Source organism: Maritalea porphyrae, from assembly GCF_027213965.1.
GTDB lineage: Bacteria > Pseudomonadota > Alphaproteobacteria > Rhizobiales > Devosiaceae > Maritalea > Maritalea porphyrae_A.
This window is the reverse complement of the sequence record NZ_JAPWGX010000004.1, coordinates 279,432-305,070: the sequence shown is the minus strand read 5'-3', so window position 1 is coordinate 305,070 and position 25,639 is coordinate 279,432. Positions and strand designations below refer to the sequence as shown.

Below are 25,639 nucleotides of genomic sequence, written 5' to 3'. Positions count from 1 at the left end.
AAGGGAACTCAAATTCAACCTTTAGAATTCAAGAGGCGCCAACAACCGCTCAAATGCGGCACTATTGTGACCAATTCAAATTAACTGAAACAAGAACTACAATTCAGACGCCCAAGGCGGGTTCGCCCCAGCCCGTGAAACCGTAATTGCAGAAACGTCTGCCGCCAAGCGCAACGCGGTTTCAAGTTGGTCGTTTTGAATGCGAGCAAGTTTTTCTTTATTCAATAGTCCTTGCCGATTAAGTCCCGTCAAAAACCCACCATTGAAACTATCGCCCGCGCCCACCGTATCCACAACTTCGGCCTTTGTTGCGGGAACCGATATCTGCCCTTCATTGGTCACAGCGTCCACGCCTTCACCACCCTTGGTCATCAAAACGATCGACGCACCAGTCTCGATGAAGGATCTGGCTGCATCTGCAAAGCCAACACCAGGCATCAGCCAAGCCAAATCTTCATCCGACACTTTGATGATATCGGCAAGCTTCAGCATCCGCTCCATCCGCGCCCGATAGGTTGGCTCATCCTTGATAAAAGTCGGGCGAATGTTTGGATCAAACGAAATCACACGATGCGCAGCCTCTTGCACCATCAAAGCTTCATAAGTTGATCCACATGGATCTGGAATAAGGCTGATAGCGCCGAAATGCAGGGCAGTCACGTCATCGCTAAGCACGGGCAAATCTGTTTGAGTGATCATCCGACCCGCACTGTTCTCATCGTAAAACGCATATTCCGCGTGACCATCTGTCAACTTCACAAATGCCAAAGTGGTGGGCAAATCGTGTCGTTTACAAAAACTGGCATCGACATTGGATTGAGCCAAACTGTCGTCAATTTGCTGGCCAAATAGGTCGGTTGAAAGGCCGGTGAAAAATCCAACCTTCTCCCCCAAACGTCCTAGCGTGATCGCTGTGTTGAAAACCGCACCACCAGAAACTGGCAGATACCCCATGCCTTCACCCGCAATTTCACGCGGCAACATATCAATCAGCGCTTCACCACAACAAACGATCATTCAACAATTTCCTCGGACATAGAATAATTTGACGCCATCTATTCAATATTAGACTAAAGTCGCAAGTACTAATCCGCCACTTCTGTCCCATTGTTCACGTAGATTTATTCGAAAAAACTTTATGCATTTACTCGCACAACGATACCAACGCTTCGCAGATATTGAAGCGCAAGGCTCCTCTCCACTCTACGAAACACTGGCACGGCATGTTGCCAAAAGCCACCAGCTGCTAACATTCCTTGCGGCACTGCCAGAAGAGAAACGGCAGCCAAACCTGCTGTTCGCCGCAGTTCGACATGTTGCCGGACTACAGACAAACGCAGATGAGTTTGAGCGGGCTTTATTTGAGAACGAAGACGCGGTTCGCCAAACAATGTTGAGGCGCTCTACGCAAACAAATGAACCTGCGCGATGCGCTGTTTTATTGCCCCTTCTTGCCAGAATAAAGGGGCCAATCGCGCTGATTGAAGTCGGCGCATCCGCTGGACTTTGCCTTCTGCCAGATAAATATGCCTACGCCTACGCACAGACCTCAATAGCCCCTTCAGACTGCGATAAATCAACAACGCCCCAATTCGTTTGCGAGGCGTCCGCCAACACACCAATCCCCACCCGACTTCCAAATATCGTCTGGCGTCGCGGCCTTGATCTCAATCCTTTAGATCTGAAAAATGACGATGACGTTGCCTGGCTTAAAACACTTATTTGGCCAGAACATAAGGAGCGCGCGAAAAACCTTGAACTGGCCATTCAAACCGCAAATCGACATTCGCCACACGTCGTAAAAGGCAATTTGCTGACAGACCTAACCGAGCTGGCCAACCAAGCGCCAAAAGACGCAACCCTGATCATTTTCCACACAGCGGTCTTGAGCTATGTTGCTGAACAAGAAGACCGTGAGAACTTCGCCGCATCTGCCCAACAACTATCAGATTACTGGATCAGCAACGAGGCAGCGCGCATCTTTAGCTGCATTGATGCACCGGAAAGAAAAACTGCTGATGCAAAAGATTTCTTGTTGAGCATCAACACCATCCCAACCGCGTGGACACATCCACACGGCAAGTCAATCAGTTGGATTTAAGTATAAGTTGAGGCCAAAAACGATAGTGCAAGACGTCGTGCATATTTGGGTTCCACGAGCCAACTACAAGCGATCTCGTATGCTTTGGCTGCCTGTTCAGCTGCATCATTGTGCTGGGCAGCCGCAAACTGCATTTCATCGTAGAAGCTGAAATCCACCCGCGTCTCATCCCAATCTAGCAATGCAAAGCCGCCATTCTGCACTTCAACGAGATTGGACACATTAATGTCGCCATGTACTACCGCTTGTGGCGAGCTCGAAGCGTCCCGCCAAGCCTTTCGAAGCGCGTCGACAAGTTCATTGGGCATTTTATTCAGGTCGACGTCGCCGCCGGTTTCAATGCGCAACAAATCCAGAGAGGATGCAAAACCGGGCCTCTGAGAAAAGTTGCATGTTGCATCGTGGAACTTTGGCATAACGGCCTGCAGCCAATCAATCGGCAGCTTTTCAGGATACTTGCCCTCTATGAAGGCCTCAAGTGTCCACCCTTCTTGCACCAAACAGCCGTTTTTGCCGTGCTGAAGGGACGGAACGACAATCCCTTGTTCTTGTGCAACTTGGTGCACAGCAAGTAGCCAATCGATTGCAGTTTCTTCACGGCGTGTAGATTTGAGGACGAAATTTCCACCCGCACCACGCACCTGATAGGCACAATTGCGATGGCCTCCTGCAAGTCGCCCCACTAGCTCAAAGTCGCCCCAGAGATTAAGAATTGCAATGAGATCAGCATCAGCCATGAGATGCAAACTAAACGCTATTTCTTCGGGCGGAAACTATCGATTTTGTCTTTTTCAGTTTCAATGTGACCCGCCCCAATCAAATCAAGACAATAGGGAACGGCCGGGAACACCGCGGATAGGCATACATCAATTGCTGAGGGTTTGCCTGGCACGTTGATGATCAGCGTTTTGCCGCGAATGCCTGCGGTTTGGCGCGAAAGAATGGCGGTTGGCACTTGTTCAAGGCTGACTTTGCGCATCAACTCGCCAAAGCCCAATAGCTCTTTTTCCACTACCAAAGCCATGGCTTCAGGTGTTAGGTCGCGCGGTGAAGGCCCTGTGCCGCCAGTGGTTAGAATAAGATCAACTTCAACATTGTCACAAAGGTCTTTCAAGCAAGCTTCAACCGAAGCAATACCATCTTCGATGACCCGTTTTTCAGGAAGCCATTCAGACGAAATGACCTCGTTCAACCACGCTTCAAGCGCTGGGCCACTTTTGTCCTCATATTCGCCCCGACTAGCGCGGTCCGAAATGGTCACAATCCCAATTTTAACGGTCATAAAGCTATCCACCCAAAAACGACATATGCCGCTTGATACCAGATGTACCGTTCTCATCAATGGAGAAATTGTGGCATTCTGGTTTTGCAAACACCGTTTCGCGAATAAGCCCTTCAACCGGCGCATTGCTTTCCGATGCGCGCAATGCATCGCGCAGATCAACCGACCCTTCAGCCCCCATGCAGGTGTAAAGCGTGCCTGTGCAGGAAACGCGCAAGCGATTGCAGGTGGAACAGAAATTGTGCGACATCGGGGTTATAAAACCTAAACGCCCGCCCGTTTCACCCACTCGCACATAGCGCGAAGGACCACCCGTTGTGTCGTTTATGTCGGCCATGGTCCAACGTTGTGCCAAATCCTGACGGAAGTCAGAAAGGGAAACATATTGATCATTTCGGTCAATACCCACGTCACCAAGTGGCATGGTTTCAATTAGTGTCAAATCCATCCCACGGCCATGCGTAAAATTGATCAGATCATCGATCTCTTCTTCGATCTTGCCTTTAACCGCCACCGTGTTGATCTTGATGTGCAACCCAGCATCTTGCGCTTTTTCAATGCTATCGAGCACACGTTCCAACCGGCCCCAGCGGGTAATCTCCGCATATTTCTCAGGGCACAGCGTATCAAGTGAAACGTTGGCGCGTTTTACGCCAAAATCGACCAGCTGTTTGGCATATTTGCCCAACAGAGTGCCGTTGGTGGTCAGCGTTAGCTCATCCAACGCACCGCTTGCAAGGTGTCGAGACAAGCCTTCAAACAAGCTCATCACATTGCGTCGGACCAATGGTTCCCCGCCGGTAAGCCGCACTTTGCGCACCCCATTGTCAACAAAGGCCGTGACCAACCGCTCCAGCTCCTCCAAAGAAAGCACTTCTTTACGCGGCAAAAACGTCATGTGTTCGGACATGCAATAGGTGCAGCGCAAATCACATCGATCTGTGATCGACAAGCGCAGGTAGCTCGCCTGCCGACCAAACTGATCTACCAATTGAGAACTGGGTTGATCTTGCATAGGTCTATTGCACCAACGGGCTGTCGGCACCGTCGATTTGAATGCCCTTGATCTCAGCTTCACCAGCCAAAATACCGATATATTGGGCAACCGCACGGCTCCAGCTCGATGCCTCAAGGAAGGCCGCAATCTTGGACTTCACGTGATCAAATGGCAATTGACGCCCTTCAATAATCCTATCCAGCTGAATGATGTGATAGCCAAAGGGTGTTGGTACCGGCGTTGGGCTCATTTGCCCTTCTTCAAGTTCAAACAAAACAGTTTCAAACTCTGGCACAGTCTGGCCTTTAGTCAATTGACCCAAGTTGCCGCCTTCTTTGGCTGAAGGGCACTGGGAAAACTCGCGTGCAAACTCCCCAAAGCGATCGGGTGCTTTGTTTAGCGATTCAATGATTTGCCCAGCTTTGACCATGCCTTTGCGGCGCGCAACAGGATCTTCCAATGCCCCAGCCAAGAGAATGTGTCGGGCTTCATAAATCGTGTCCGATGAGAATTTGTCTTGATGCTGGTCAAAATAGCGCTGACATTCTTCTTCGCCAGCGCGCGGCACATCCACTTCTTGCTCGAGCAGTTGACGCACTTTGGCATCTTCGTCTGTTTCGCGACGACCTTGTGCATCTTCCATCGGTTCAGCGCTTAAGCCCAAGGCATCTGCTTTTTGCAAAAGCAATTCACGAATAACCAATGCCCGCGCCGCGTTGAGGACAGCGTCTTTTGGTGTTTCAGCTTCGTGGTTTTGCACTTCTTGCTGAATGGCTTCCAGCGTAATTTCAACACCGTTTACAAAAATCTCTGGTGACTTTGGTTTTGGATCAACTTTTACAGCGTCGCCATTTGCCATTTTTGGCATGGAATTGTCGATGAGTGTAGCCATTATACTTCCCTATCAAAATCTTGTGGTCGGTGGGGCGCAAACGCCCCACCTTTTTCGCAAATTAAGTGCGTTTCTTCTTGCTTCGCACAACCTGATATCCCGGACGCCACATATAGCGAACCGGAACAGAAAGCATGTGCACAAGGCGGGTGAACGGGAACAACAATAGAATTGTTAGACCCAAGAACATATGCGCCTTAAAGATTGGGCTCGCATCAATGATGTAGCTTGATGCTTGGAAGTTGAAGGTGAAGATACCCTGACAGTAGTTCATGAAATTCACCATTTCATGCCCATCAAGGTGCTTCAGCGACACTGGAATAGTCGCCAAACCAAGCGCCAACTGAACCCACAAGATCAGGATTGTAAGGTTATCAGAGAAGCTTGATGACGCCCGTACCCGCGCATCGAAGAAACGACGGTGAATGAGCAATGTCGCCCCGATAATGCCAGCAACACCAGCAATACCACCTGCCACAATCGCCAGCATTTGCTTAGCGGAGTGGCTGATACCCAAGGCATCAAAAATCCAAATCGGTGTCAACAAACCAACCAAATGGCCTACAAAAATCACCAAAACACCGACGTGGAACAAAACAGAGCCAAGCACCAATTGTTTGCGGCGCAGCAATTGGCTCGAGCCTGCTTTCCAAGTATATGGGTCCTTGTCGTACCGCAGCACAGAGCCCAATACCAGGGTCGCCAATGCGATATAGGGGTAAACCCCAAACACTGCAAAATTGAGAAATTCCTTCATCTCTCTTCTCCCTACTGTACCGTTGGTTGCGGTGCTGGACGCTTCGCAGCGCGCATCTGACGGCTCAACCGGTCAGGACCACAATCTTCTTCACCTTGGCCGCCACCAAAGGTGATAGCCTCTTCTTCCCAAACAGCATCAAGCGCTTCAAGATCGTTCGGATCATCATCCGGCACGCTCAAGATCTCAGCAACAACCGCAGGGTCAGCTTGGGTTGAAATGATTGCCTCAAGTGCCTGAAAAGCATTTGCATAAATGCTCTTTTTCTTTTCCAAACGCTGGCGCAAAGCAGACAGAATATGAACGGTTTGCCCAAGCAATTCCTCACGCTCATTCTCAATTTGAATGGACGCAAACTCAAGGAACATGGGCAGATAATCAGGCAAATCACTGACTGAAAGCTCAAACCCTTGCGCTTCATACATTTGCTTGAGGTCTACCATTGCTTGCCCACGGTCACGGCTTTCCCCGTGCACATGTTCAAACAGGTGCAAAGACAAAGTGCGTGTGCGGTCAAACAATTCCACATAACGCTCTTGCGCTTCGTAAACATCAAGCGAGGCAATATCGTCGATCAGCTGGTTGAGGAGAGCCTTTTCAGGCTCCCCTGTCAGACCGTCGTCTAAAACGGCGGCCTTTAGTTCTATCGCTGCATCTTTTAAATCCTTTGAGGGATAAGAAAGCAGCGTTGATATGATTTTCAATGCATTAGCCATTTTCATTCTCCGATCAAAAGACGTCAGTTGGTGTTGTCACTGTTTTGGTCTTTTTCGCCCCAAACAGATCAACTTCTGAGTTACCGCCAGAGCAGCCATTGCCAAAGCTAAAGCCACATGATCCACGAAGGTCGTAAGCATCTTCAGCTTCTTCACGGTGTGACGTTGGAATAACAAACCGATCTTCATAGTTTGCGATCGCCATGATCTTGTACATGTCTTCGATCAATTCAGGGGTTAGCCCCACATCAGTCGCAAACTTGTCATCAATCACACCGTCAATGGTTTTGGTACGCATATAGCCACGCATAGCCAGCATCCGTTTTAGGGCAAGCGCGATTGGCTCATCCTTACCGCCAGTCAACAAGTTGGCGAGATAGCGAACCGGAATACGCATGCTATCAACATCTGGCATGTTGTTTTTATCAACACCAATTTTGCCAGCTGCCGCTGCATTTTGCAGTGGAGATAGTGGTGGAATATACCAAACCATTGGAAGGGTCCGATATTCTGGGTGAAGTGGGAACGCCACTTTCCAGTCCATCGCCATTTTGTAAACCGGAGACTTTTGAGCGCTGATCAACCAGTCCTCAGGGATGCCTTGCTTACGTGCTTCAGCGATGACCTCAGGATCATTTGGATCAAGGAACACTTTGAGTTGTTTCTCGTACAAATCCTTGGTGTCTGGTGTGGATGCGATCTCTTCGATTTTGTCCGCATCATAAAGCATTACGCCCAAATAACGGATCCGACCAACGCAAGTTTCAGAACAAACAGTTGGCAGACCAGCTTCAATCCGTGGGTAACAGAATGTGCATTTTTCTGATTTGCCTGAAGACCAGTTGTAATAGATCTTTTTGTAAGGACAACCAGATACGCACATGCGCCAACCACGACATTTTTCTTGGTCGATCAACACAATGCCATCGTCTTCACGTTTATAGATTGCACCAGATGGGCAAGCCGCTACGCACGTTGGGTTCAAGCAGTGCTCACACAACCGTGGCAGATACATCATGAAGGTGTTTTCAAACTCACCGTAAATCTCTTTTTCGATGCCTTCAAAGTTGTAGTCTTTACCCCGCTTGGAGAATTCACCACCAAGAATTTCTTCCCAGTTTGGACCCCAATTGATCTTTTCCATTCGCTCGCCAGAAATCAAAGAGCGCGGACGTGCTGTTGGGAACGCCTCACTTTCTTTGGCAGTTTGCAAATGGCCATAATCAAAATCGAACGGCTCATAGTAGTCGTCAATTTCCGGTAGATCAGGGTTGGCGAAAATCTTCGCCAATACCCGCCACTTTGCACCCATTTTGGGGGTGATTTTGCCGTTTGAATTACGGGTCCAACCACCATTCCATTTCTTTTGGTTTTCCCAATCTTTTGGGTAACCAATACCTGGCTTGGTTTCAACGTTGTTGAACCAAGCGTATTCAACGCCCTCACGGTTCGTCCAAACGTTCTTACAGGTGACAGAACATGTGTGACACCCGATACATTTGTCCAGGTTCAGCACCATGCCGACTTGTGCACGAATCCGCATTATTTCGCCTCCTGCTTGCCTTTGTATGGCCCTTCGAGCCATTCGACCTTGTCCATCTTGCGCACAACCACAAATTCATCGCGGTTCGCACCAACAGTGCCGTAATAGTTGAAACCATAAGATTGCTGCACATAGCCGCCAATCATGTGGGTTGGTTTGGTGATTGCACGGGTAACCGAGTTATGGATACCGCCACGAAGGCCAGTAGTCTCAGCGCCCGGTGTGTTCACAATTTTCTCTTGTGCGTGATACATGAAGACTGTGCCTTCTTTCATCCGCTGAGAAACCACCACGCGGGCAGTAAGTGCCCCGTTGGAGTTGTAAACTTCGACCCAATCATTGTCTTCAAGGTCCGCTTTCAAAGCGTCTGTTTCAGACAACCAAACAACTGGTCCACCGCGGTTCAACGTTAGCATCATTAAGTTGTCAGAATAGGTGGAGTGAATCCCCCATTTCTGGTGCGGTGTGATGAAATTCAACACCACTTGCTTGTTGCCGTTTGAACGTGCGTCCAATTCCGGTGTGATGGTTTTTGTGTCGATTGGAGGGCGGTAGAGACAGAAGCCTTCACCAAACGCCCGCATCCACAGGTGATCTTGATACAGCTGTTGACGACCAGTCAATGTCCGCCAAGGAATAAGCTCATGCACGTTGGTGTAACCAGCGTTGTAGCAAACCTTTTCGCTTTCAATACCTGACCATGTCGGAGAAGATATGATCTTTCTTGGTTGCGCGACCACGTCACGGAACCGGATCTTCTCGTCTTCTTTTGGTAGTGCGAGATGTTGATGCTCGCGACCTGTGATCTGCTCTAACGCGGCCCAAGCTTTCACAGCAACTTCGCCGTTTGTTTCAGGAGCTAGGCTCAAGATCACTTCACAGGCATCAATGGCGCTGTCAATTTTCGCAAGGCCTTTTGAAATGCCCTCTTCCAACACGACGCCGTTTAGCTCTTGCAGCAAATGCACTTCGTGCTTGGTGTCCCAAGCAATGCCTTTGCCACCGTTGCCAATTTTGTCCATCAATGGGCCAAGCGAAGAGAACTTTTTGTACAAGTTCGGATAGTCACGTTCGACCACAAGAATGTTTGGCATGGTCTTGTTTGGAATGGCGTCAATTTCGCCTTTCTTCCAATCTTGAACTTCCATCGCCTGCCCCATTTCGGCAGGTGTGTCGTGTAGAATGGGAAGAGTAACGATATCTGTTTCCACACCCAAAACTTCTGGTGCAATTTCAGAGAACTTCTTGGCCAATCCTTTAAAGATTGCCCAGTCAGAACGCGCTTCCCAAGCAGGGTCTGCCGCTGTTGAAAGCGGGTGGATGAAGGGGTGCATATCTGAGGTGTTCAGATCGTCCTTTTCATACCAAGTCGCTGTTGGCAAAACGATGTCTGAATAAACACAAGTTGTGCTCATTCGGAAATCAAGCGTAACCAAAAGGTCAAGCTTACCTTCAGGCGCTTTGTCATGCCACTTGGCTTCCGTTGACCGCGCACGGCCTTCTTCGCCCAAGTCTTTGCCCATCACACCGTGTGAGGTGCCAAGCAAATGCTTGAGGAAATACTCGTGACCTTTACCAGACGACCCGAGCAAGTTTGAGCGCCACACGAATAGGTTGCGTGGCCAGTTTGCTGGATCATCTGGGTCCTCACATGACATTTCCAGATCGCCAGACTTCAGTTGTTGAACAACATAGTCTTTAGGGTCCATGCCAGCTTCTTTTGCTTCAGCCGCAATGGTCAATGGGTTTGTCTTTAATTGAGGCGCTGATGGCAACCACCCCATCCGCTCTGCGCGAATGTTATAGTCGATCATGGTGCCATCCCAAGGGCCATCAGGGGCCGTTGGTGACAAGATCTCATCAACGGTCACAGTCTCGTAACGCCACTGATCCGTATGCGCGTACCAAGCACTGGTTGAGTTCATGTGACGTGGTGGACGGCTCCAATCCAAGCCAAAGGCCAATGGCTGCCAACCGGTTTGTGGACGCAGTTTTTCTTGACCCACATAGTGGCTCCAACCACCACCAGATTGCCCAATACAACCGCACATCACCAACATGTTGATGATGCCACGGTAGTTCATGTCCATATGGTACCAGTGGTTCAAACCAGCGCCAAGAATGACCATTGAACGGCCATTTGTTTTCTCAGCATTGTCAGCGAACTCACGGGCTGTTGTGATGATGTGTTCGCGGGGCACACCAGTGATCTTTTCAGCCCAAGCCGGTGTATAAGGCGTTTCATCATCATAGCTGGTCGCAACATTTTCACCGCCAAGACCACGGTCAAGGCCGTAGTTGGCAACGAACAAATCAAACACAGTTGCAACAAGCGCTTCGCCGTCTTTTAGCTTTACCTTTTTGGCAGGAACAGAACGCACCAAAACGCTGGCGTGGTCTGTGCCTTGGAAGTGATCGTGCTCACGGTTGCCAAAATATGGGAACGCCACATCAGCAACTTGATCATGCTCACCATCCAGCACAAAGCTCATATCTAGCTCGGTGTCATTGCCCTTACTGTCTTTGGCTTCAAGGTTCCACTGTTTGCTGTCATCCCAACGGAAACCGGCTGAACCTTGTGGCACAACGATTTTTTTGGTTTTGCCGTCAACAGCTACTGTTTTCCATTCAGTATTCTCTTTTTCGCCAAGATTGTCGGCAAAATCAGAAGACCGAAGCAAACGCTCAGGGATCAGATTGCCATCTTTTTCGACCAAACGAACAAGGTTCGGCATATCGGTGTAACGACGACAATAATCTTCAAAATACTCCGCTTGGCGATCCAGGTGGAATTCACGAAGAATAACGTGACCCATTGCCATCGCAAGCGCCGCGTCGGTGCCCTGTTTTGGGTGCAACCACAAATCAGCAAACTTTGAAGCCTCTGAGTAGTCGGGGGAGACCACAACAGACTTCGTGCCTTTGTAGCGTGCTTCTGTATAAAAGTGAGCATCTGGCGTACGAGTTTGAGGAACGTTTGAACCCCAAAGCATCAAGAACCCAGCATTGTACCAGTCAGCACTTTCAGGAACGTCGGTTTGCTCACCCCACGTCATTGGCGACGCTGGTGGCAAATCGCAATACCAATCATAGAACGACATACATGTGCCGCCCATCAATGAAAGGTAGCGAGAACCCGCAGCATAGGACACCATGGACATAGCTGGAATTGGCGAGAAGCCAAAGATCCGGTCAGGGCCATATGTTTTTGCTGTGTAAGCGTTTGCCGCTGCAATAATCTCGTTTACTTCATCCCAATCAGCGCGAACAAAACCGCCATGGCCCCGCACTTCTTGGTAGGATTTGCGGGCCTCTTCATTTTGCTGGATATATTCCCAGGCCGCCACTGGCTCGCGCATCACACGAGCGTCGCGCCACAGTTTGACCAAACGTGAACGGATCAAAGGATGCTTCACGCGGTTGGCAGAATACATGTACCAAGAATAACTTGCGCCACGCGCACAACCACGAGGTTCGTGGTTTGGAAGGTCAGGTCGCGTACGTGGATAATCTGTTTGTTGGGTTTCCCAAGTAACGATGCCGCCTTTAACGTAGATCTTCCATGAACATGAACCCGTACAGTTCACACCATGTGTCGAGCGAACGATCTTATCGTGCTGCCAGCGCTTGCGATAAGCATCCTCCCAGCCCCGATTTTCATTCGTCGTCACCCCGTGCCCATTGGAAAATTTTTCCTTCGGCGCCAAGAAGTTGAGACGATCAAGTAGATTACTCATTTCAATTCCCCCTAGAATAAGGATAGTGCGGGGTGCCCTGCCGACACCCCGACGTGTTTCAATCGGCTCTTATGGATTTTGAACGTAGGCGTTCGGACGAAGGTAGAACCACCAGTTGATCGCAATGCAGACCGCATAAAAGATTGCAAAGCCATACAGAGCGTACTCAGGGTGTCCGGCGCCCAACTGCTCGCCAAATACCTTCGGGATAATGAAGGCACCATATGCGGCCACAGCTGCAGTCCAACCCAACGCTGGGCCGGTTTGTTCCTTGTCAAACACCATCGCAATGGTACGGAATGTCGAACCGTTACCAATACCAGTGGCGGCGAACAAAATCAGGAAGAGACCTAGGAAAGGCCAGAAGTAGATTTCTGGAGTAGCAGATGAGTAGGCTTGCTGAATGAAGTAAGCAACGCCCAGTGCACTGGCAACCATCACAACAGAAATGATCTGAGTTACTTTCGCGCCACCCATTTTATCGGCCCACATGCCGCCGATTGGGCGGATCAAAGCGCCAATAAATGCGCCCATCCATGCAAACATGAGTGCGGATGGACCATTTGGGTTGGCCAAATCGTGGGTCATAACCCCGTCAACTTCAACGTGGCTGAAGCCAAACACAACCTTAATGGTCAACGGCAAAGCAGCTGAGAAGCCAATGAACGAACCAAAAGTCATGGTGTAGATCACTGTCATTGCCCAAGTATGCTTGTTGCCAAAGATCTTATATTGGCGGTTCAAGTTCTGACCAACGGCACCCGGGATCATTTTCAGACCCAAGACAGTCAAGATGATAACGATTGGAAGCACGATCCATTTTGAAAGGGCCAAACCAGATGTGGGCATGCCACCTTCAACGCCCGGCAACAATAACCAAATGCCAAAAGCTGAAGTTGCTAGTCCGATCGCGAGCATACCAAGGATAATGCCTGCTGAACCAAAGAAGTTTGGGATTTTTGGCGAAACATGCTCATCACGAATATTATTCATGAAGAACCAACCAAGGAACGCCAAAGGCACCAAGAAAACCAACCAGATAAAGCCAGCGTTTTGAATGTATGTTTCAGTGCCCGCTGGGATTTTGCCGATTAGTGTACCCGAAGTGTTGACCAGCGTACGGCTAGCGCCGCCGAACAAGCCCATTGTCATGGCCAACGGGATCAGGATCTGCATGGTGGTCACACCAAAGTTGCCCAAACCAGCGTTCATGCCAAGCGCATAACCCTGAATTTTCTTCGGATAAAAGAAAGAAATGTTGGACATTGAAGACGAGAAGTTGCCGCCACCAATACCAGACAAGAAAGCAAGCATTTGGAAGTACCAAAGCGGTGTGCCTGGGTCTTGCAAGGCAAAACCTGCGCCAATCGCGGGGATCATCAATAGTGCTGTTGTAAACACGATGGTGTTCCGGCCACCCGCAATACGGATGAAGAATGTCGACGGAATGCGAAGCGTTGCACCAGTAAGGCCCGCAATCGCGCCCAAGGTAAACAGCTCAGAGCTAGCAAACCCAAAGTCCAAGTTCACCATCTGAACAGTGATGATGCCCCAATATAGCCAAACAGCGAAACCACATAGCAACGATGGGATCGAAATCCACAAGTTGCGTGTTGCAATTGCTTTACCAGTGGCTTTCCACTGGGCTTCGTCGTCCGGGTTCCAATCGCGAAGGTCTTGACCCACGATATTTCTCCTTTAGTTGAGAAACACCCCCCAAGAGTGTTTCTGAAGCGGATTGAAGGCGTTCTCCAATCCGCAAAGTTGACTTAATTTGTGCCAGCAGCTTCCGCGGCGCGTTTTGCGGCAACCGCCTCAATGGCAGCCTCCAACTCAGCGTTCGCTTTGTCAGCTTTGGCTTTGATTGTCTGAATGTTAGCAACAGCGAAATTTGCCCGCTCTTCATCTTCTTGCCGAGTTGAGAACCGAACGAAGAAGGCAAGGAATGAAGCTAATGTTACAACAACGCCCATGATGAAGAACGCCTGAGACCAATCGATTGATCCTTTGAACAAAAAGCCTGCAAGCACCGCACCAGCATTACCACCAGCGCCAACAACGCCAGCAACCGCACCAAGTGCTTTCTTGTTGATGAACGGAACAACTGAGTATGTTGCGCCCTCAGCCATTTGAGTGAACAAAGAGAACACGATCAACGTTGGCATGGCCAAGAACAATACGTGCATTTGCGAAAAGAGCATCAATGCAAGGCCCTCGCAGAAGAGGCAGATGAACAGCCAGAATGCCCGCCCTTTAAGTCCCCACAGCGCACCGTAGTTGTCACCAAAAATGCCGCCCAATGTACGGGCGAATATGTTCATGAGACCGAACGAAGCGGCCATTAAGCCAGCGGTTACCAAGTTCAACTCGAAGTAGTCGGCAAAATAGAGGGCCGCCACATTGTTAACAGTCAGCTCAATCCCAAAACATGCGCCGTAGATGACAAATAGAACCCACACGCGACTATCTTTGAGCGCTTCAAAGTAATTGCCTGTCACTTTCTGCTTAGCTGGCATTTTGCCCTGTGCACGCAAGTCAGCGAAGTTGCCGTCCGGTGCATCTTGTGTCCAGAAATAGTAGGCAATCCCTGTCACGAAAATCGCGGCACCAACCACCATCATTGAAAGACGCCAGCCAACTGACTCTGAAAAGCCAAACCCAATAACGAAAACTGAGAAAATCATCGGCATAGCGAACTGAGTTACGCCACCACCAAGGTTACCCCAACCCGCTGACGTCGCATTTGCTTGCCCAACAACGTTTGGCGCAAACATTACAGAGGTATGGTACTGGGTAATAACAAACGACGCGCCGATTGCGCCAATCATCAATCGGAAAATAAGGAATGTTTGAAAGTCTTGTGCAAGACCAATGCCCATAACAGGAAGAGCGCCAAGCATCAAAAGCCCAGTGTAAGTCAATCTTGGGCCGATCCGGTCACACAACCAACCGATCAGCAATCGAGCGAATATGGTCACTGACACTGACGCGATGATGATCCAACCAATTTGATCTTTGGTCAGGCCAAGCTCATCCCGCACCACAACCATCAAAGGTGCGATGCCAAACCAAGCGAAGAAACACAAAAAGAACGCAAACCACGTCATGTGGAACGTTCTGATTTGAACCATTGTAATCTTGAAAAAGTTACCCCAAAGGCTCGTTGCTTTATTTTGCAGCTCCATGAGAAGCCCCCTTATGCAGTCCTAAATAGCCGATGAACCACCGAAAACGCGGTTCGTTGCAGCAAAGAAGTGATAAAAGAGGGTTCGCTAGGTTGATCCAGATCAAGATCCGTCGTTTTGTAGACAAAACAAGTGGGCAGAATCCATAATTTGTGCGCGCACGAAACAATTGTTATGCTGCAGATTAGGGGTTGCAAGAACTCCACGAAAATGATCAAACAGTGTCTTGATAAATATCAATTGTAAGGCAATATCCGTATGCGTCCTGATGATCTGCCCCAGATTCGCGAGCTCAACATCTTTAAGGGCATATCAGAGGAGAGTTTTGACGAGCTAATGCGCGCGTCTTTTCTCCAGACATTTCCCGCCCAAATGGAACTCATCGAAGAAGGTGAGCCAGCGGACTTCTTGCATGTGGTTGTTGAAGGTTGTGTGGAATTGTTTGCCCAATCCAATGGCCGCGAAAGCACCATGGCCATGGTCTATCCCGTAAGCTCGTTCATTTTGGCAGCCATCATGAAGGATGCTGTCTATCTTATGTCAGCGCGCACAAACAAGAAATCTCGTGTATTGATGATACCTGCCGTCAGTGTTCGGCACGTGTTTGACACAGACCCCGCATTTTCCAAGGCGATGGTGATCGAGCTTTCAAGCTGTTATCGTGGTGTGGTCAAAGAACACAAGAACCTCAAGCTGCGTACGTCGGTTGAACGACTTGCGAACCGTATTCTTCGTTATCGGCAAAAACAACAAAACGATCAAATCACATTGCCCTACGACAAAAAGATCCTCGCATCGAACTTGGGTATGACGCCGGAGAACCTATCGCGTGCATTCAACACGCTAAAGCCCTATGGCGTTAAAGTTGAAGGCAACAAGATCACGCTTTCAGATGTCGAACAGCTTGCCAAATTTGCAAAACCCAGCAAACTAATAGACGACCAATCGGTTTAATACACTTAAGCGCGCATCACGATCGTGGCTGAACCAGAGGAAACAACCTATGTATGACGTCGCCGTGTTGGGTTTGGGCGCGATGGGCGCAGCCACACTCTACCAGCTTGCCAAACGCGGCATCAACGCCATTGGCATTGACCAGTTCAACCCACCTCACACCAATGGCTCCACCCACGGCGAGACACGCCTTACGCGCTGCGCCATCGGCGAAGGCCATCAATATGTGCCATTTGCCATACGCTCCCATGAAATATGGAAAGAACTCGGCAATGAAACTGGCGAGCAATTGCTGTTTGAAACAGGGGCATTGATGATTGAAAGTGCGCTTGGTGGCGGCAGCGTACATGGCAGCGCAAACTTTTTGGACACAACCATTTCCACCGCGAAACAGTTCAACATTGCACATGAAGTCTTGAGCGGTCTGCAAGCGCGCCAACGCTTCCCTAGTTTTGCAACAAATGATCAGGACAAGGCATATTATGAACCCGGTGCGGGATACCTAAAGGTTGAAGAATGTGTTTCAGCGCAATTGAACCGTGCGGTTGAACTGGGCGCAGATTTGTTGATTGATACAAAAGTTCATTCAATTTCACACGCCAACGAGCATGTTGAACTCGCAACCAGCGGCAACCCAATCCACGCCAAAAAACTGGTTGTCTGCGCGGGCCCTTGGGTGAAGGAACTTCTGGGCGCGCCTTACGACACAAAGCTCACCACAACCCGGCAAGTATTGCACTGGTATCCAATAGCCCAAAACGCTATGCACGAGTGGAAAGACCACCCAGTGTTCATTTGGATTCACGGCGAAGGTGAAGGCTATTATGGGCTACCCTCGCTTGATGACCCAACTTTGATCAAGGTTGCTAATGCGAATTACGGCGAACCAAGTGCACCGGATGCCGTTAATCGAGACGTTGACCCAAAAGAACAAACAGAAATGTTTGATGTACACCTGAAGGGCCGATTAATGGGCATCAAACCGCAGGCGCACAAATCTGTGACCTGTATCTACACGGTCACACCGGACAGTGATTTCATACTCGACTGGCATATGGACCATAAAAACACCTTCGTTGTGTCCGCCTGTTCGGGCCATGGTTTCAAACATAGCGCGGCCATTGGCGAGGCGGTTGCCCAGCAATTGATTGACGGCACCTCAACTATCGACATTTCTGCCTTTAATATGACCAGATTCAAAGATTAAAGACGCGTCTTATCTTTGGTTGCTTCCAGCAATACGCCCCTGCTAGGGTCTGTCTTGATTGGTGATTTGAAAGTCGAATAGGGCAAATTTATGTGGCGTACAGTTCGGTCAGCGTGGCCCCTATTTATTGGCATGGTTTTGCTGATGATCTCCAACGGGCTTCTATCGACAATTCTCACCATCAAGGCGCAGGAAATTGGCTTTTCCGAAACCGTGATCGGCTTGATGCAATCTGGCTATCCAATTGGCTTCATCTTTTCCTGCTTCATCACCCCGCTGTTGATCGCACAATCTGGCCATGTGCGGGTCTTTGCAGCCCTGGTTTCAATCGCAAGCACATCCGCGCTTGTGCATTTGATCACCTTCGACCCCATAAGCTGGGGTGCAATGCGCATACTTTCGGGCTTCTGTTTTTCGGGGATTTACATCGTAGCTGAAAGCTGGCTCAACTCCCTTTCAGACAATAAAAACCGTGGCTCGCTGCTTTCGACATATTTTGTGGTGCAAACCGCTGGATATATGGTTGGACAAATGATGCTTGGCCTATCGCGGCCGGGCGATATAAGCCTGTTCATTTTTGTATCAGTGCTGCTTTCCATCGCACTGGTCCCCATACTCATCGTCGCAACAACCCAGCCCTCAAATGATGAGCCGCAACGGATCACCGTGGTTGAGTTGTTTAATTTCTCACCCATGGCACTCATCGGTGGTTTTGCCACAGGCGTCGCCAATGGTGGCCTTGTGTTTGTCACAGCCCTTTACGCACGAAGCGTGGGGCTAAGCATCACCGCCACAGGTTATCTGTTGGCGGTTACAACGCTGGGTGGATTGCTCATGCAATTCCCCCTTGGTTCGCTTTCTGACAAAATCGATCGACGGATTGTCATCGCAGGCGCATCGTCTGTCACGCTCATCGTGTGCATCACCATGCTGGTTTTTCCAACCACTCAAACAAACACCGTCACGCTTTTTGGCGGCTTTTTGCTTATCGGCGGTTTCACCTTGCCGATTTACTCGATTTGCATGGCGCACATGAATGACCACCTCAAAACCAGCCAAATGGTCGCGGCCTCCAGCACGCTAATTTTGGTATTTGCCGCCGGCATGGTGCTTGGCCCAATTGTGGGGTCATTTGCATTGGACAATGCGGGCGCAAACGGCATGTTCATGATGTACATCGTTGTTGCCGCAACATTGGCCGGCACCGGTATTCAGCGTGTACTATTGAGCGACAAAAAGGTGGTCGACGGGCGCGACATCGTCCCAATTGCATCAACCATCACCCCTGAAGCAACACAAATCCAAATGGATGACTAAAGCCGCTAAGGGTAAACTTTAATCCCCAGATGGGTCAAAATAGTTTGCTGCTCATCTTTACTAATCTTCATGCCATCGTAGCCGGACAATAGCCCCAACGAGAACCCCTCGAGCCGCGCGCCGCGCAGGTCAGCGCGCTCAAAGTTTGCGCGTTGCAACTGCGCACCGGCCAAGTCGCATTCGCTCAGGTCAGCGTCGATTAAATGTGAAGAACGCAAATCTGCATACCGAAAACTTGAACTGATTAAGTTGCATCCTTCAAGATCTAGATCTGACAAATTACAGTCGTCAAAAATTGTAGCCTGAAGGTTTGCGCGAGTGACCCGCTGTTTTCGACCGTAGGTTCGGGTAAATGTCGCCGTACCAAAATCCGAACCATTTGCCTTGCAGTCTTTGATCGTAACATCATACATGTCCGCACCGACAAATTTGCTCGCCACCAAATTGCAGCTTACAAAACTAGCCTCTCGCAAATTAGCAAACGAAAAATCTGTTCCACTCCCCCCTTCGGGATCAAAGAAAACGCAATGGTCAAATTTCACTTCGCTCATTTGCGCGCTTGAAAAAGAGCACGTGATGAACTGGCATTCGGTAAACTGGGAACCCGTAAGGTCACATTCGATCAGACGACAATTGCTGAATTTGACGCGACGAACGTCCAACTCCTCCAAACGGTCAGGGTCAAACTCCAAACCATCGATTGCCAACTCACGAAGTGGCGCTCGGTCTTCAAGCAGCTGATCCAATTCAGCTTGATCAATTTGGCGATAGTCAGTCATATCAAGAATCTCGAAGGGGAAGAGACGCCATCTTAACGGCAAAAAGCGGCAGGACAACCCGCCGCTTCTAAAAGTGAATCTGGTGCTTTTAGTTCTTGGCTAATGACTTTGCTGCTTCAACCAAATTGATAAACTCAGCCCGATAGCCGAACTTATCTTCACCACGCGAAGCTTGTGCCAGTGCTGAAATCTCATCAAATCCAAATGTGCCTATTTCAGCGTTAGAACGCAATTTTTGACCAAAAGCTGCTACCGAGGTGCCAAACTGAATTTCATTGGATAAGTCAGCAATATTGTTCACCACATTGTCGTTGGTTACAGCCATTTCTATGAGCGTACTCTCATCAGCTCCGGGCAATTTGTAGCGCAGTTTAAAGAACGCCAATTCATCTGATTTTGATGCTGCATCCACTTGTGTTGTTTCGCCAAAGCGCAGCGGGTCAACGGGTTGTGCCGCACCAACGGGGGTCAATTCATAGATAGCTGTCACAGTGTGCCCTGCGCCCACATCGCCCGCATCAACCTTGTCGTTGTTAAAGTCTTCGCGATTGAGTGCACGGGTTTCGTACCCGATCAAACGATAGGCCGAAATCTGGGTTGGATTAAACTCCACCTGAATTTTCACATCTCGCGCGATGGTTTGCAATGTGCCACCAATCTCATTCACCAGCACCTTGCGCGCTTCAGTGTAGCTATCAATATAGCTGGCGTTGCCATCACCATTTTGCGCCAAAGCCTGCATCAACGCATCATTGTAATTGCCTTCACCAAATCCAAGCACCGAAAGTGAAATGCCCTTGTCACGCTTTTGCTTGATGAAATCTTTGAGCGCCTCAGGCTCAGAAATCCCCACATTGAAATCACCATCGGTCGCTAGGATCACGCGGTTTACGCCATCGTTGTTTTTCGCCTCATTTGCCAAGCGATAAGCGGTTTCAATGCCTGCCGCACCGGCAGTTGAACCACCCGGCGTCAAATTATCCAACGCGTCCAATATCTTGCGCTTTTCTGCACCACTAGTTGGCTCCAGCACAACACCTGCCGCTCCAGCATAAGTGACAATGGACACCGTGTCCTGCTCGTCCATCTGCTCGACCAGCAATTTGAACGCTCGTTTGAGCAACGGCAATTTGTCCGTATCATTCATGGAACCGGACGTATCAATCAAGAACACAAGGTTGGAAGGCTGTGCCATCACATTCTCAGGCATATAACCTTTGATCGCCACATGCATAAGCTGATGTTCAGCATTCCAAGGCGCCGGATAAACCGAAATCTTTGGCGCAAAAGGCAACTCAGCACTTGGCGGTGTAGCATAGTTATAATCAAAATAATTGATCAGTTCTTCGGTCCGCACCGCATCCTTTTGCGGCAAGCGACCGTTTTCAATCGCGCGGCGAACATAGGCATATGACGCAGTATCTACATCAATTGAAAATGTCGAAACGGGCTGGTCACCCGTCAATTTGATGTTGGCATCATCAAATCGCTCAAATTGATCGCCGCTTTGTAAATAACCGAGTTGATCCCGCATCGGAGCCGGCGCGCCCATTGTACGGGTCGCAACCTTGCTCGAAGCACTCACATTTGGTGAAACCATGGGCGCTTCCATTTCGGGCGCAGGTATAACAATCGCCGCCAAGTCATTTTCAGTTTCTTGCTGTGAGATCACGCCATCAACAACGCCCTTGCCCAACTCGTCTTTTTGTTCCGTTGGTGCAACAATGGTCTCTCCCAATGTCGGCGGCGTCAGCGACGTATTGTTCATCAACTGCCAGCTGATCGGCACAATCAGCAAAGCGGTAATGGCAGCGGTGGCCGGAATACGAATATCCATCAATCTAATCCCTTTCAAAGGCGTAACGATGGACATAAGACGCTGCCCCCAAGATAATCCTTGGGAACCATTTGTTGTTTTTTCTGCAGTTTCATCAAAAGCGGCCATAGCCAAGGCTGCGGCACGCTTTTTGGCGTCGCTGCTCGGGGCTGGTGTTTCTAGCGATTTCAGGCGCTTTAGTTTCTTTTCCATATCACTCATCGGATCACAAAAGCCCCTTCAAAGATTTCTTCGCTTCATGCACATACCAAGAAACGGTACTTTCCTTACACCCCATAATGGTGGCGCAGTCGGCATGGCTCATGTCTTCTCCATAGACCATCAAAACCGCATCGCGCTGCTTTTCCGGCAATTGGCGCACCGCACTCCAAACCTCGTTCATTGTCACATCATCTTCTTGGTTTGAAGGGGCAGAGGTGGGGCTGACCAAACTCAGCGCTACGACATTGCGCCCCTGCCGGTTTGATGCCCTTTGATGGTCGCGCACTGCGTTCAGCGCAATTCGATAAAGCCAGCTGGAAAACTGCGATCGCCCGTCAAATTGTTGGATGGATTTGGCGAGTTTAATCACCACGTTTTGCGTAACATCTTCAGCATCGCTTTTGTCACCAAGCCACTTGAACGCGATGCGGAATATATAGTCATATTGCGCGTCCACCACAGCGGCAAATGCGTCGCGGTCACCCCCCGCGGCAAGTTTCACCAATTCGCTGATCGGTGGATCATTTTCGGTCTGGTTTAAAGTCAAATTCAGTTCCAAACAAACATCCAATTGCGCACCCATTGGGTATCAAACAACTATAAGACGATTGTAAGATCAAAATCCTTGGCAAAAACCTCAAAAAAAATGGCGGCCCGAAGCCGCCAAGTTGAGGATAGTCAATTAATCCGCGTTTAGCTTTGCAAAATCATTCTTGTAATCGTGTATCCAGCATAGGCTGATACCGCCGAAAGCACGCCGCCCCAAACAATATCAACGGCCGCAACTTCCCACGACCAGCCCTTGAGCGTTGCCATATTGGTAATGTCGTATGTGGCATAGGCCAGCAAACCGAACACAGCCGCATTTACAACTGCAATGGTGGCGTTCCCGTCTTTTAACGCCGGTATGATCGCCAGATGTACGATGCCCATAACGTAGAACAGATAAAAGAAGGCCGCGATCCCTAGATTTGGTTGATCAAGCAGCAATGGCCCCAAGCGTTCAAAATAAAATTTGCGCGCCACAAAGCTGAGCCAGATGAAGTCAATGCCTAAGAACACCACAAGCGTTCCAAAATAGGCAACCAGATACTGTGTCATTTTAAATCCCCTTGGTTGCCCTTGATAACGCAACAGCGGCCAAAACGGTTCACATTAGTTTTATTGTGATCCATGTGCCTTTCTGAACCGTTTGAACTATAATGGGTTTTAAACGCGAGTGACATAATGCAAAAACAAAACATCGCAATTGTTGGTTCTGGAATTTCTGGACTATCTGCTGCCTGGCTTCTTTCTAAAAATCATAATGTAACAATTTATGAAGCCGGCAGTTACCTAGGGGGCCACACCAACACGGTTGATGTAGAAACATTTGACGGCAAAACCGCCGTCGACACTGGCTTCATTGTTTATAACGAACCCAATTATCCAAATCTAACCGCGCTTTTTGATCATCTAGACATTAAGTCTCATCACACAGATATGAGCTTCGCCTTCTCAACAAACGAGGGCCGCTACGAATATTCAGGCTCTGGAGCGAACGGCTTTTTCGGTCAACGTCGCAATGTCATCAACCCCAATCATTGGCAACAACTCAACGATATGATGCGGTTTTTCAAAACCGCACCTGAGCGCATAACCGCCTACAACGACAATATCTCGTTGGGCGACTATTTGCTGGCCGAAAAATTCTCACAATTCTTCATCAATAACCACGTCATCCCAATGGGCGCGGCCATTTGGTCCACTGACGCTGCGGAAATGATGGCTTACCCAGCCAAAACCTTTATCGATTTTTACGCCAACCACGCGCTGCTTAAAATCAAGCAGAAGCCAGATTGGCGCTCTGTTGCCGGTGGCGGTCGCACTTATGTGGATCGTTTGGTTGAAACTGGTGATTTTGATTTCCAACTCAACAACCCCATTCAATCCATTGTTCGGCACGAGAATTACGTGCACATTGTTGATAGCAACGGGGTCTTGCGCGCCTTCGATCAGGTGGTGATGGCAACCCACGCGGACACAACACTGCAATTGCTCGACCAACCCGACGAACTTGAAACGGGTCTATTGCGCAATTTTCCATATCAGTTGAATAAAGCGGTATTGCATTCCGACAAAGCCTGGATGCCAAAACGCAAGCGCCTATGGTCTTGCTGGAACTACATGAAAGACCAAACACAAAGTGAAGATAAGCTTTGTGTGACCTATTGGATGAATGAACTGCAACAGCTCACAACCAAACAAGATCTGTTTGTTACATTGAACCCTACGGGCGAAATTGACGAGCATGAAATCTATGCCGAGTACGACTATATGCATCCTGTTTTTGATGCCAACGCCATCGAAGCGCAAAAGTCGCTTTGGTCGTTGCAAGGCCGTAACCGCACATGGTTCTGTGGTGCTTACTTTGGCTATGGCTTCCACGAAGATGGCATTCAATCTGGCCTCGCGGTTGCTGAACAACTTGGTGGGGAACGACGCCCTTGGACTGTCCCAAAACAGTCTGGACGCATTCACGTCCAAACACCCAAAGAAACTGTGGCCGCCCAATGACGATCCCCAATGCAATCTACAAAGGCACAGTAACACACAAGCGGCTCCGCCCCATTAAACATGGGCTGAGCTATGGTGTGTTCAACTTGCTTGTAGATTGCGATGAAATTGAACAGCTGGCTAAAAAGCTCAAGTTCTTTTCTCACAACAAGCCAAACATTGTCAGCCTTTACGACAAAGACTTTGGCGATAGCAAAAACATCAAGGCTTATCTGCAAACGCTTGCCCAAAAGGCTGTGCCTGACCTTTCGATAACGAAGTTCAAGATGCTTACCTACCCGCGCATTTTTGGCTACGCGTTTAACCCCATTACAGTCTATTTCGGGCTGGATGAGGCAGGTAAAACCCGCCTGATGATCTATGAGGTCAATAATACCTTTGGGCAGCGCCATACCTATGTGATCCCCGCAGAACAACGCGAAGACGGCATGATCTGGCAAAATTGCGACAAGCAGTTTTATGTGTCGCCCTTCAACGATGTTAGCGGCAACTACACGTTTCACGTCACCCCAATTAGTGAAAAACTAACTGTCGGTGTCGCGCTGCGCGATGACGAGGGTCCGCTGCTCAACGCCTTTTTTGCAGGGCAACGGCAAGAGCTCACAGATAGCCAATTGATAAAGGCGATCGTCGGCACCGGCTGGATGACCGCCAAGGTAATGCTTGGCATTCACCTAGAGGCGCTCAAACTTTGGGTGAAAGGCGTGAAGTTAAAACCACGCCCTGATGCGCCTAACAGTGCGATCGAGTTTGTGAAAAAGAAAACCGAACCCGCCGAATAAAATCAGCAGATTTACACAAAAGAAATGGGGCTCTACTGCCCCATTATCCGTCGCATCGCCCAATAAAATGGGCGGTAGGGCAATACCCGTAATGCCTTCATAATCAAGGCAAACCGCCAGGGGAAGATGATCTCCACCTTTTGCTTGTCCAGCCCTTCAGCAATAAAACGCGCCGCTTCATCCGCTGTAATAAGGTCTGGCATCGGGAACGGATTGTCTTTGGTTGCCGGCGTATCCACAAACCCAGGGTTAATCACCGTCACATGTATGCCGAACTTTTCCAATTCCGGCTTTAGCGTTTCAGCCAAGTTGATCAGCGCAGCCTTTGTTGGCCCATAAGCCATAGAACGAGGAAGCCCGCGAAACCCAGCCACAGAAGCCATAATAGCAATATGCCCGTGGCCGCGTGCCTTCATCAGGGGGATCAATTTTTCCAGCGCATAAATTACGCCCATATAATTGACCTCAAAGCCGTTGCGGATTTTGCCAACGTCCATTTCATCCGCATCCATCAAGGCCCAAGCCCCGGCGTTTAGAACAGCAATATCAATTGCACCGTCGGCTTCTATAGCCTCGATCACTTCATGCACGCGCTTTTGCTCGGTAACGTCCAACGGGTAGGCAGCAATGTTTGAGCTAGCGCTCGCCAACTCGTTGAGTTTACCTTCTGAACGCGCAGAAATCGCAACACTGTCACCCTGCCCGGCCAATCGTTCGGCCAAAGCGTAGCCAATGCCCGAGCTAGCGCCGGTAATCCATATCCGGCGCTTCTCGTCGTGATGATGATGATCCATGA

At 49.4% G+C, this 25,639-nt stretch carries 22 protein-coding genes; 6 read left to right on the top strand and 16 right to left on the bottom strand.

Annotated elements, in window-relative coordinates; genetic code table 11:
- Positions 1-96: 96 nt before the first annotated feature.
- Positions 97-1,017, bottom strand: a complete 921-nt coding sequence (locus tag O4H47_RS14280; protein ID WP_269394678.1) for a carbohydrate kinase family protein — start codon at positions 1,015-1,017, stop codon at positions 97-99.
- A gap of 121 nt (positions 1,018-1,138) precedes the next feature.
- On the opposite strand from O4H47_RS14280, the gene O4H47_RS14275 reads away from it, so the two are divergent.
- Positions 1,139-2,101, top strand: coding sequence for a DUF2332 domain-containing protein (locus O4H47_RS14275; protein WP_269394677.1), 963 nt, complete (start codon positions 1,139-1,141; stop codon positions 2,099-2,101).
- Here O4H47_RS14275 and O4H47_RS14270 read toward each other — a convergent pair.
- The 10 genes from O4H47_RS14270 to O4H47_RS14225 all read right to left on the bottom strand — a co-directional run bounded on the left by O4H47_RS14270 (position 2,098) and on the right by O4H47_RS14225 (position 15,210).
- Positions 2,098-2,838 (bottom strand): phosphotransferase enzyme family protein, encoded by a 741-nt coding sequence (locus O4H47_RS14270; protein ID WP_269394676.1) that lies wholly within the window; start codon positions 2,836-2,838, stop codon positions 2,098-2,100. The two genes, O4H47_RS14275 and O4H47_RS14270, sit on opposite strands and share 4 nt — an antisense overlap.
- Positions 2,839-2,855: 17 nt before the next feature.
- Entirely contained in the window at positions 2,856-3,383 is a 528-nt protein-coding gene (mog, locus tag O4H47_RS14265; protein ID WP_269394675.1) for a molybdopterin adenylyltransferase, read from the bottom strand.
- 4 nt (positions 3,384-3,387) lie between these two features.
- A complete protein-coding gene (gene moaA / locus O4H47_RS14260) occupies positions 3,388-4,398 on the bottom strand; it encodes a GTP 3',8-cyclase MoaA (RefSeq protein ID WP_269394674.1) in 1,011 nt (336 codons plus the stop codon).
- Between the two features lie 4 nt (positions 4,399-4,402).
- On the bottom strand, positions 4,403-5,272 hold the full coding sequence (locus O4H47_RS14255; RefSeq protein ID WP_269394673.1) for a peptidylprolyl isomerase: 870 nt from the start codon (positions 5,270-5,272) through the stop codon (positions 4,403-4,405).
- 61 nt (positions 5,273-5,333) lie between these two features.
- Positions 5,334-6,029: a respiratory nitrate reductase subunit gamma gene (gene narI, locus O4H47_RS14250; protein ID WP_269394672.1), complete on the bottom strand. Its 696-nt coding sequence runs from the start codon at positions 6,027-6,029 to the stop codon at positions 5,334-5,336.
- Between the two features lie 11 nt (positions 6,030-6,040).
- Positions 6,041-6,745: a nitrate reductase molybdenum cofactor assembly chaperone gene (narJ, locus tag O4H47_RS14245; protein WP_269394671.1), complete on the bottom strand. Its 705-nt coding sequence runs from the start codon at positions 6,743-6,745 to the stop codon at positions 6,041-6,043.
- 13 nt (positions 6,746-6,758) lie between these two features.
- Positions 6,759-8,288 carry a nitrate reductase subunit beta gene (gene narH, locus O4H47_RS14240; protein ID WP_269394670.1) on the bottom strand — a complete coding sequence of 510 codons (1,530 nt, stop codon included), beginning with the start codon at positions 8,286-8,288 and terminating at the stop codon, positions 6,759-6,761.
- Complete coding sequence (locus tag O4H47_RS14235) at positions 8,288-12,025, bottom strand: nitrate reductase subunit alpha (RefSeq protein WP_269394669.1); 3,738 nt, start codon at positions 12,023-12,025, stop codon at positions 8,288-8,290. Before O4H47_RS14235 ends, narH begins: the two co-directional genes overlap by 1 nt.
- 69 nt (positions 12,026-12,094) lie before the next feature.
- Entirely contained in the window at positions 12,095-13,711 is a 1,617-nt protein-coding gene (locus O4H47_RS14230) for an antiporter (protein WP_269394668.1), read from the bottom strand.
- An 83-nt stretch (positions 13,712-13,794) separates the two neighbouring features.
- On the bottom strand, positions 13,795-15,210 hold the full coding sequence (locus O4H47_RS14225; RefSeq protein ID WP_269394667.1) for an MFS transporter: 1,416 nt from the start codon (positions 15,208-15,210) through the stop codon (positions 13,795-13,797).
- Between the two features lie 258 nt (positions 15,211-15,468).
- Here O4H47_RS14225 and O4H47_RS14220 point away from each other — a divergent pair, with 258 nt between their 5' ends.
- The 3 genes from O4H47_RS14220 to O4H47_RS14210 all read left to right on the top strand — a co-directional run bounded on the left by O4H47_RS14220 (position 15,469) and on the right by O4H47_RS14210 (position 18,688).
- On the top strand, positions 15,469-16,164 hold the full coding sequence (locus O4H47_RS14220) for a cyclic nucleotide-binding domain-containing protein (RefSeq protein WP_269394666.1): 696 nt from the start codon (positions 15,469-15,471) through the stop codon (positions 16,162-16,164).
- A 49-nt stretch (positions 16,165-16,213) separates the two neighbouring features.
- A complete protein-coding gene (gene solA / locus O4H47_RS14215; RefSeq protein ID WP_269394665.1) occupies positions 16,214-17,371 on the top strand; it encodes an N-methyl-L-tryptophan oxidase in 1,158 nt (385 codons plus the stop codon).
- A 90-nt stretch (positions 17,372-17,461) separates the two neighbouring features.
- The gene (locus O4H47_RS14210; RefSeq protein WP_269394664.1) at positions 17,462-18,688 is read left to right on the top strand and encodes an MFS transporter; all 1,227 of its coding nucleotides are present in this window, start codon (positions 17,462-17,464) and stop codon (positions 18,686-18,688) included.
- 5 nt (positions 18,689-18,693) lie between these two features.
- Here the strand turns inward: O4H47_RS14210 and O4H47_RS14205 are convergent, their stop codons facing one another.
- The 4 genes from O4H47_RS14205 to O4H47_RS14190 form a co-directional block, all read right to left on the bottom strand.
- Positions 18,694-19,467 (bottom strand): pentapeptide repeat-containing protein, encoded by a 774-nt coding sequence (locus O4H47_RS14205; RefSeq protein ID WP_269394663.1) that lies wholly within the window; start codon positions 19,465-19,467, stop codon positions 18,694-18,696.
- 88 nt (positions 19,468-19,555) lie between these two features.
- Positions 19,556-21,505, bottom strand: coding sequence for a vWA domain-containing protein (locus O4H47_RS14200; RefSeq protein WP_269394662.1), 1,950 nt, complete (start codon positions 21,503-21,505; stop codon positions 19,556-19,558).
- A 4-nt stretch (positions 21,506-21,509) separates the two neighbouring features.
- Positions 21,510-22,052 carry an RNA polymerase sigma factor gene (locus O4H47_RS14195; RefSeq protein ID WP_269394661.1) on the bottom strand — a complete coding sequence of 181 codons (543 nt, stop codon included), beginning with the start codon at positions 22,050-22,052 and terminating at the stop codon, positions 21,510-21,512.
- Positions 22,053-22,198: 146 nt separating this feature from the next.
- Positions 22,199-22,606: a DUF2177 family protein gene (locus O4H47_RS14190; RefSeq protein WP_269394660.1), complete on the bottom strand. Its 408-nt coding sequence runs from the start codon at positions 22,604-22,606 to the stop codon at positions 22,199-22,201.
- Positions 22,607-22,732: 126 nt separating this feature from the next.
- Here O4H47_RS14190 and O4H47_RS14185 point away from each other — a divergent pair, with 126 nt between their 5' ends.
- Positions 22,733-24,061: an NAD(P)/FAD-dependent oxidoreductase gene (locus tag O4H47_RS14185; protein ID WP_269394659.1), complete on the top strand. Its 1,329-nt coding sequence runs from the start codon at positions 22,733-22,735 to the stop codon at positions 24,059-24,061.
- Entirely contained in the window at positions 24,058-24,843 is a 786-nt protein-coding gene (locus tag O4H47_RS14180) for a DUF1365 domain-containing protein (RefSeq protein WP_269394658.1), read from the top strand. The genes O4H47_RS14185 and O4H47_RS14180 overlap by 4 nt, the downstream gene beginning before the upstream one ends.
- 32 nt (positions 24,844-24,875) lie before the next feature.
- On the opposite strand, the gene O4H47_RS14175 is transcribed toward O4H47_RS14180, so the two are convergent.
- Positions 24,876-25,637 (bottom strand): SDR family NAD(P)-dependent oxidoreductase, encoded by a 762-nt coding sequence (locus O4H47_RS14175; RefSeq protein ID WP_269394657.1) that lies wholly within the window; start codon positions 25,635-25,637, stop codon positions 24,876-24,878.
- Positions 25,638-25,639: the final 2 nt, after the last annotated feature.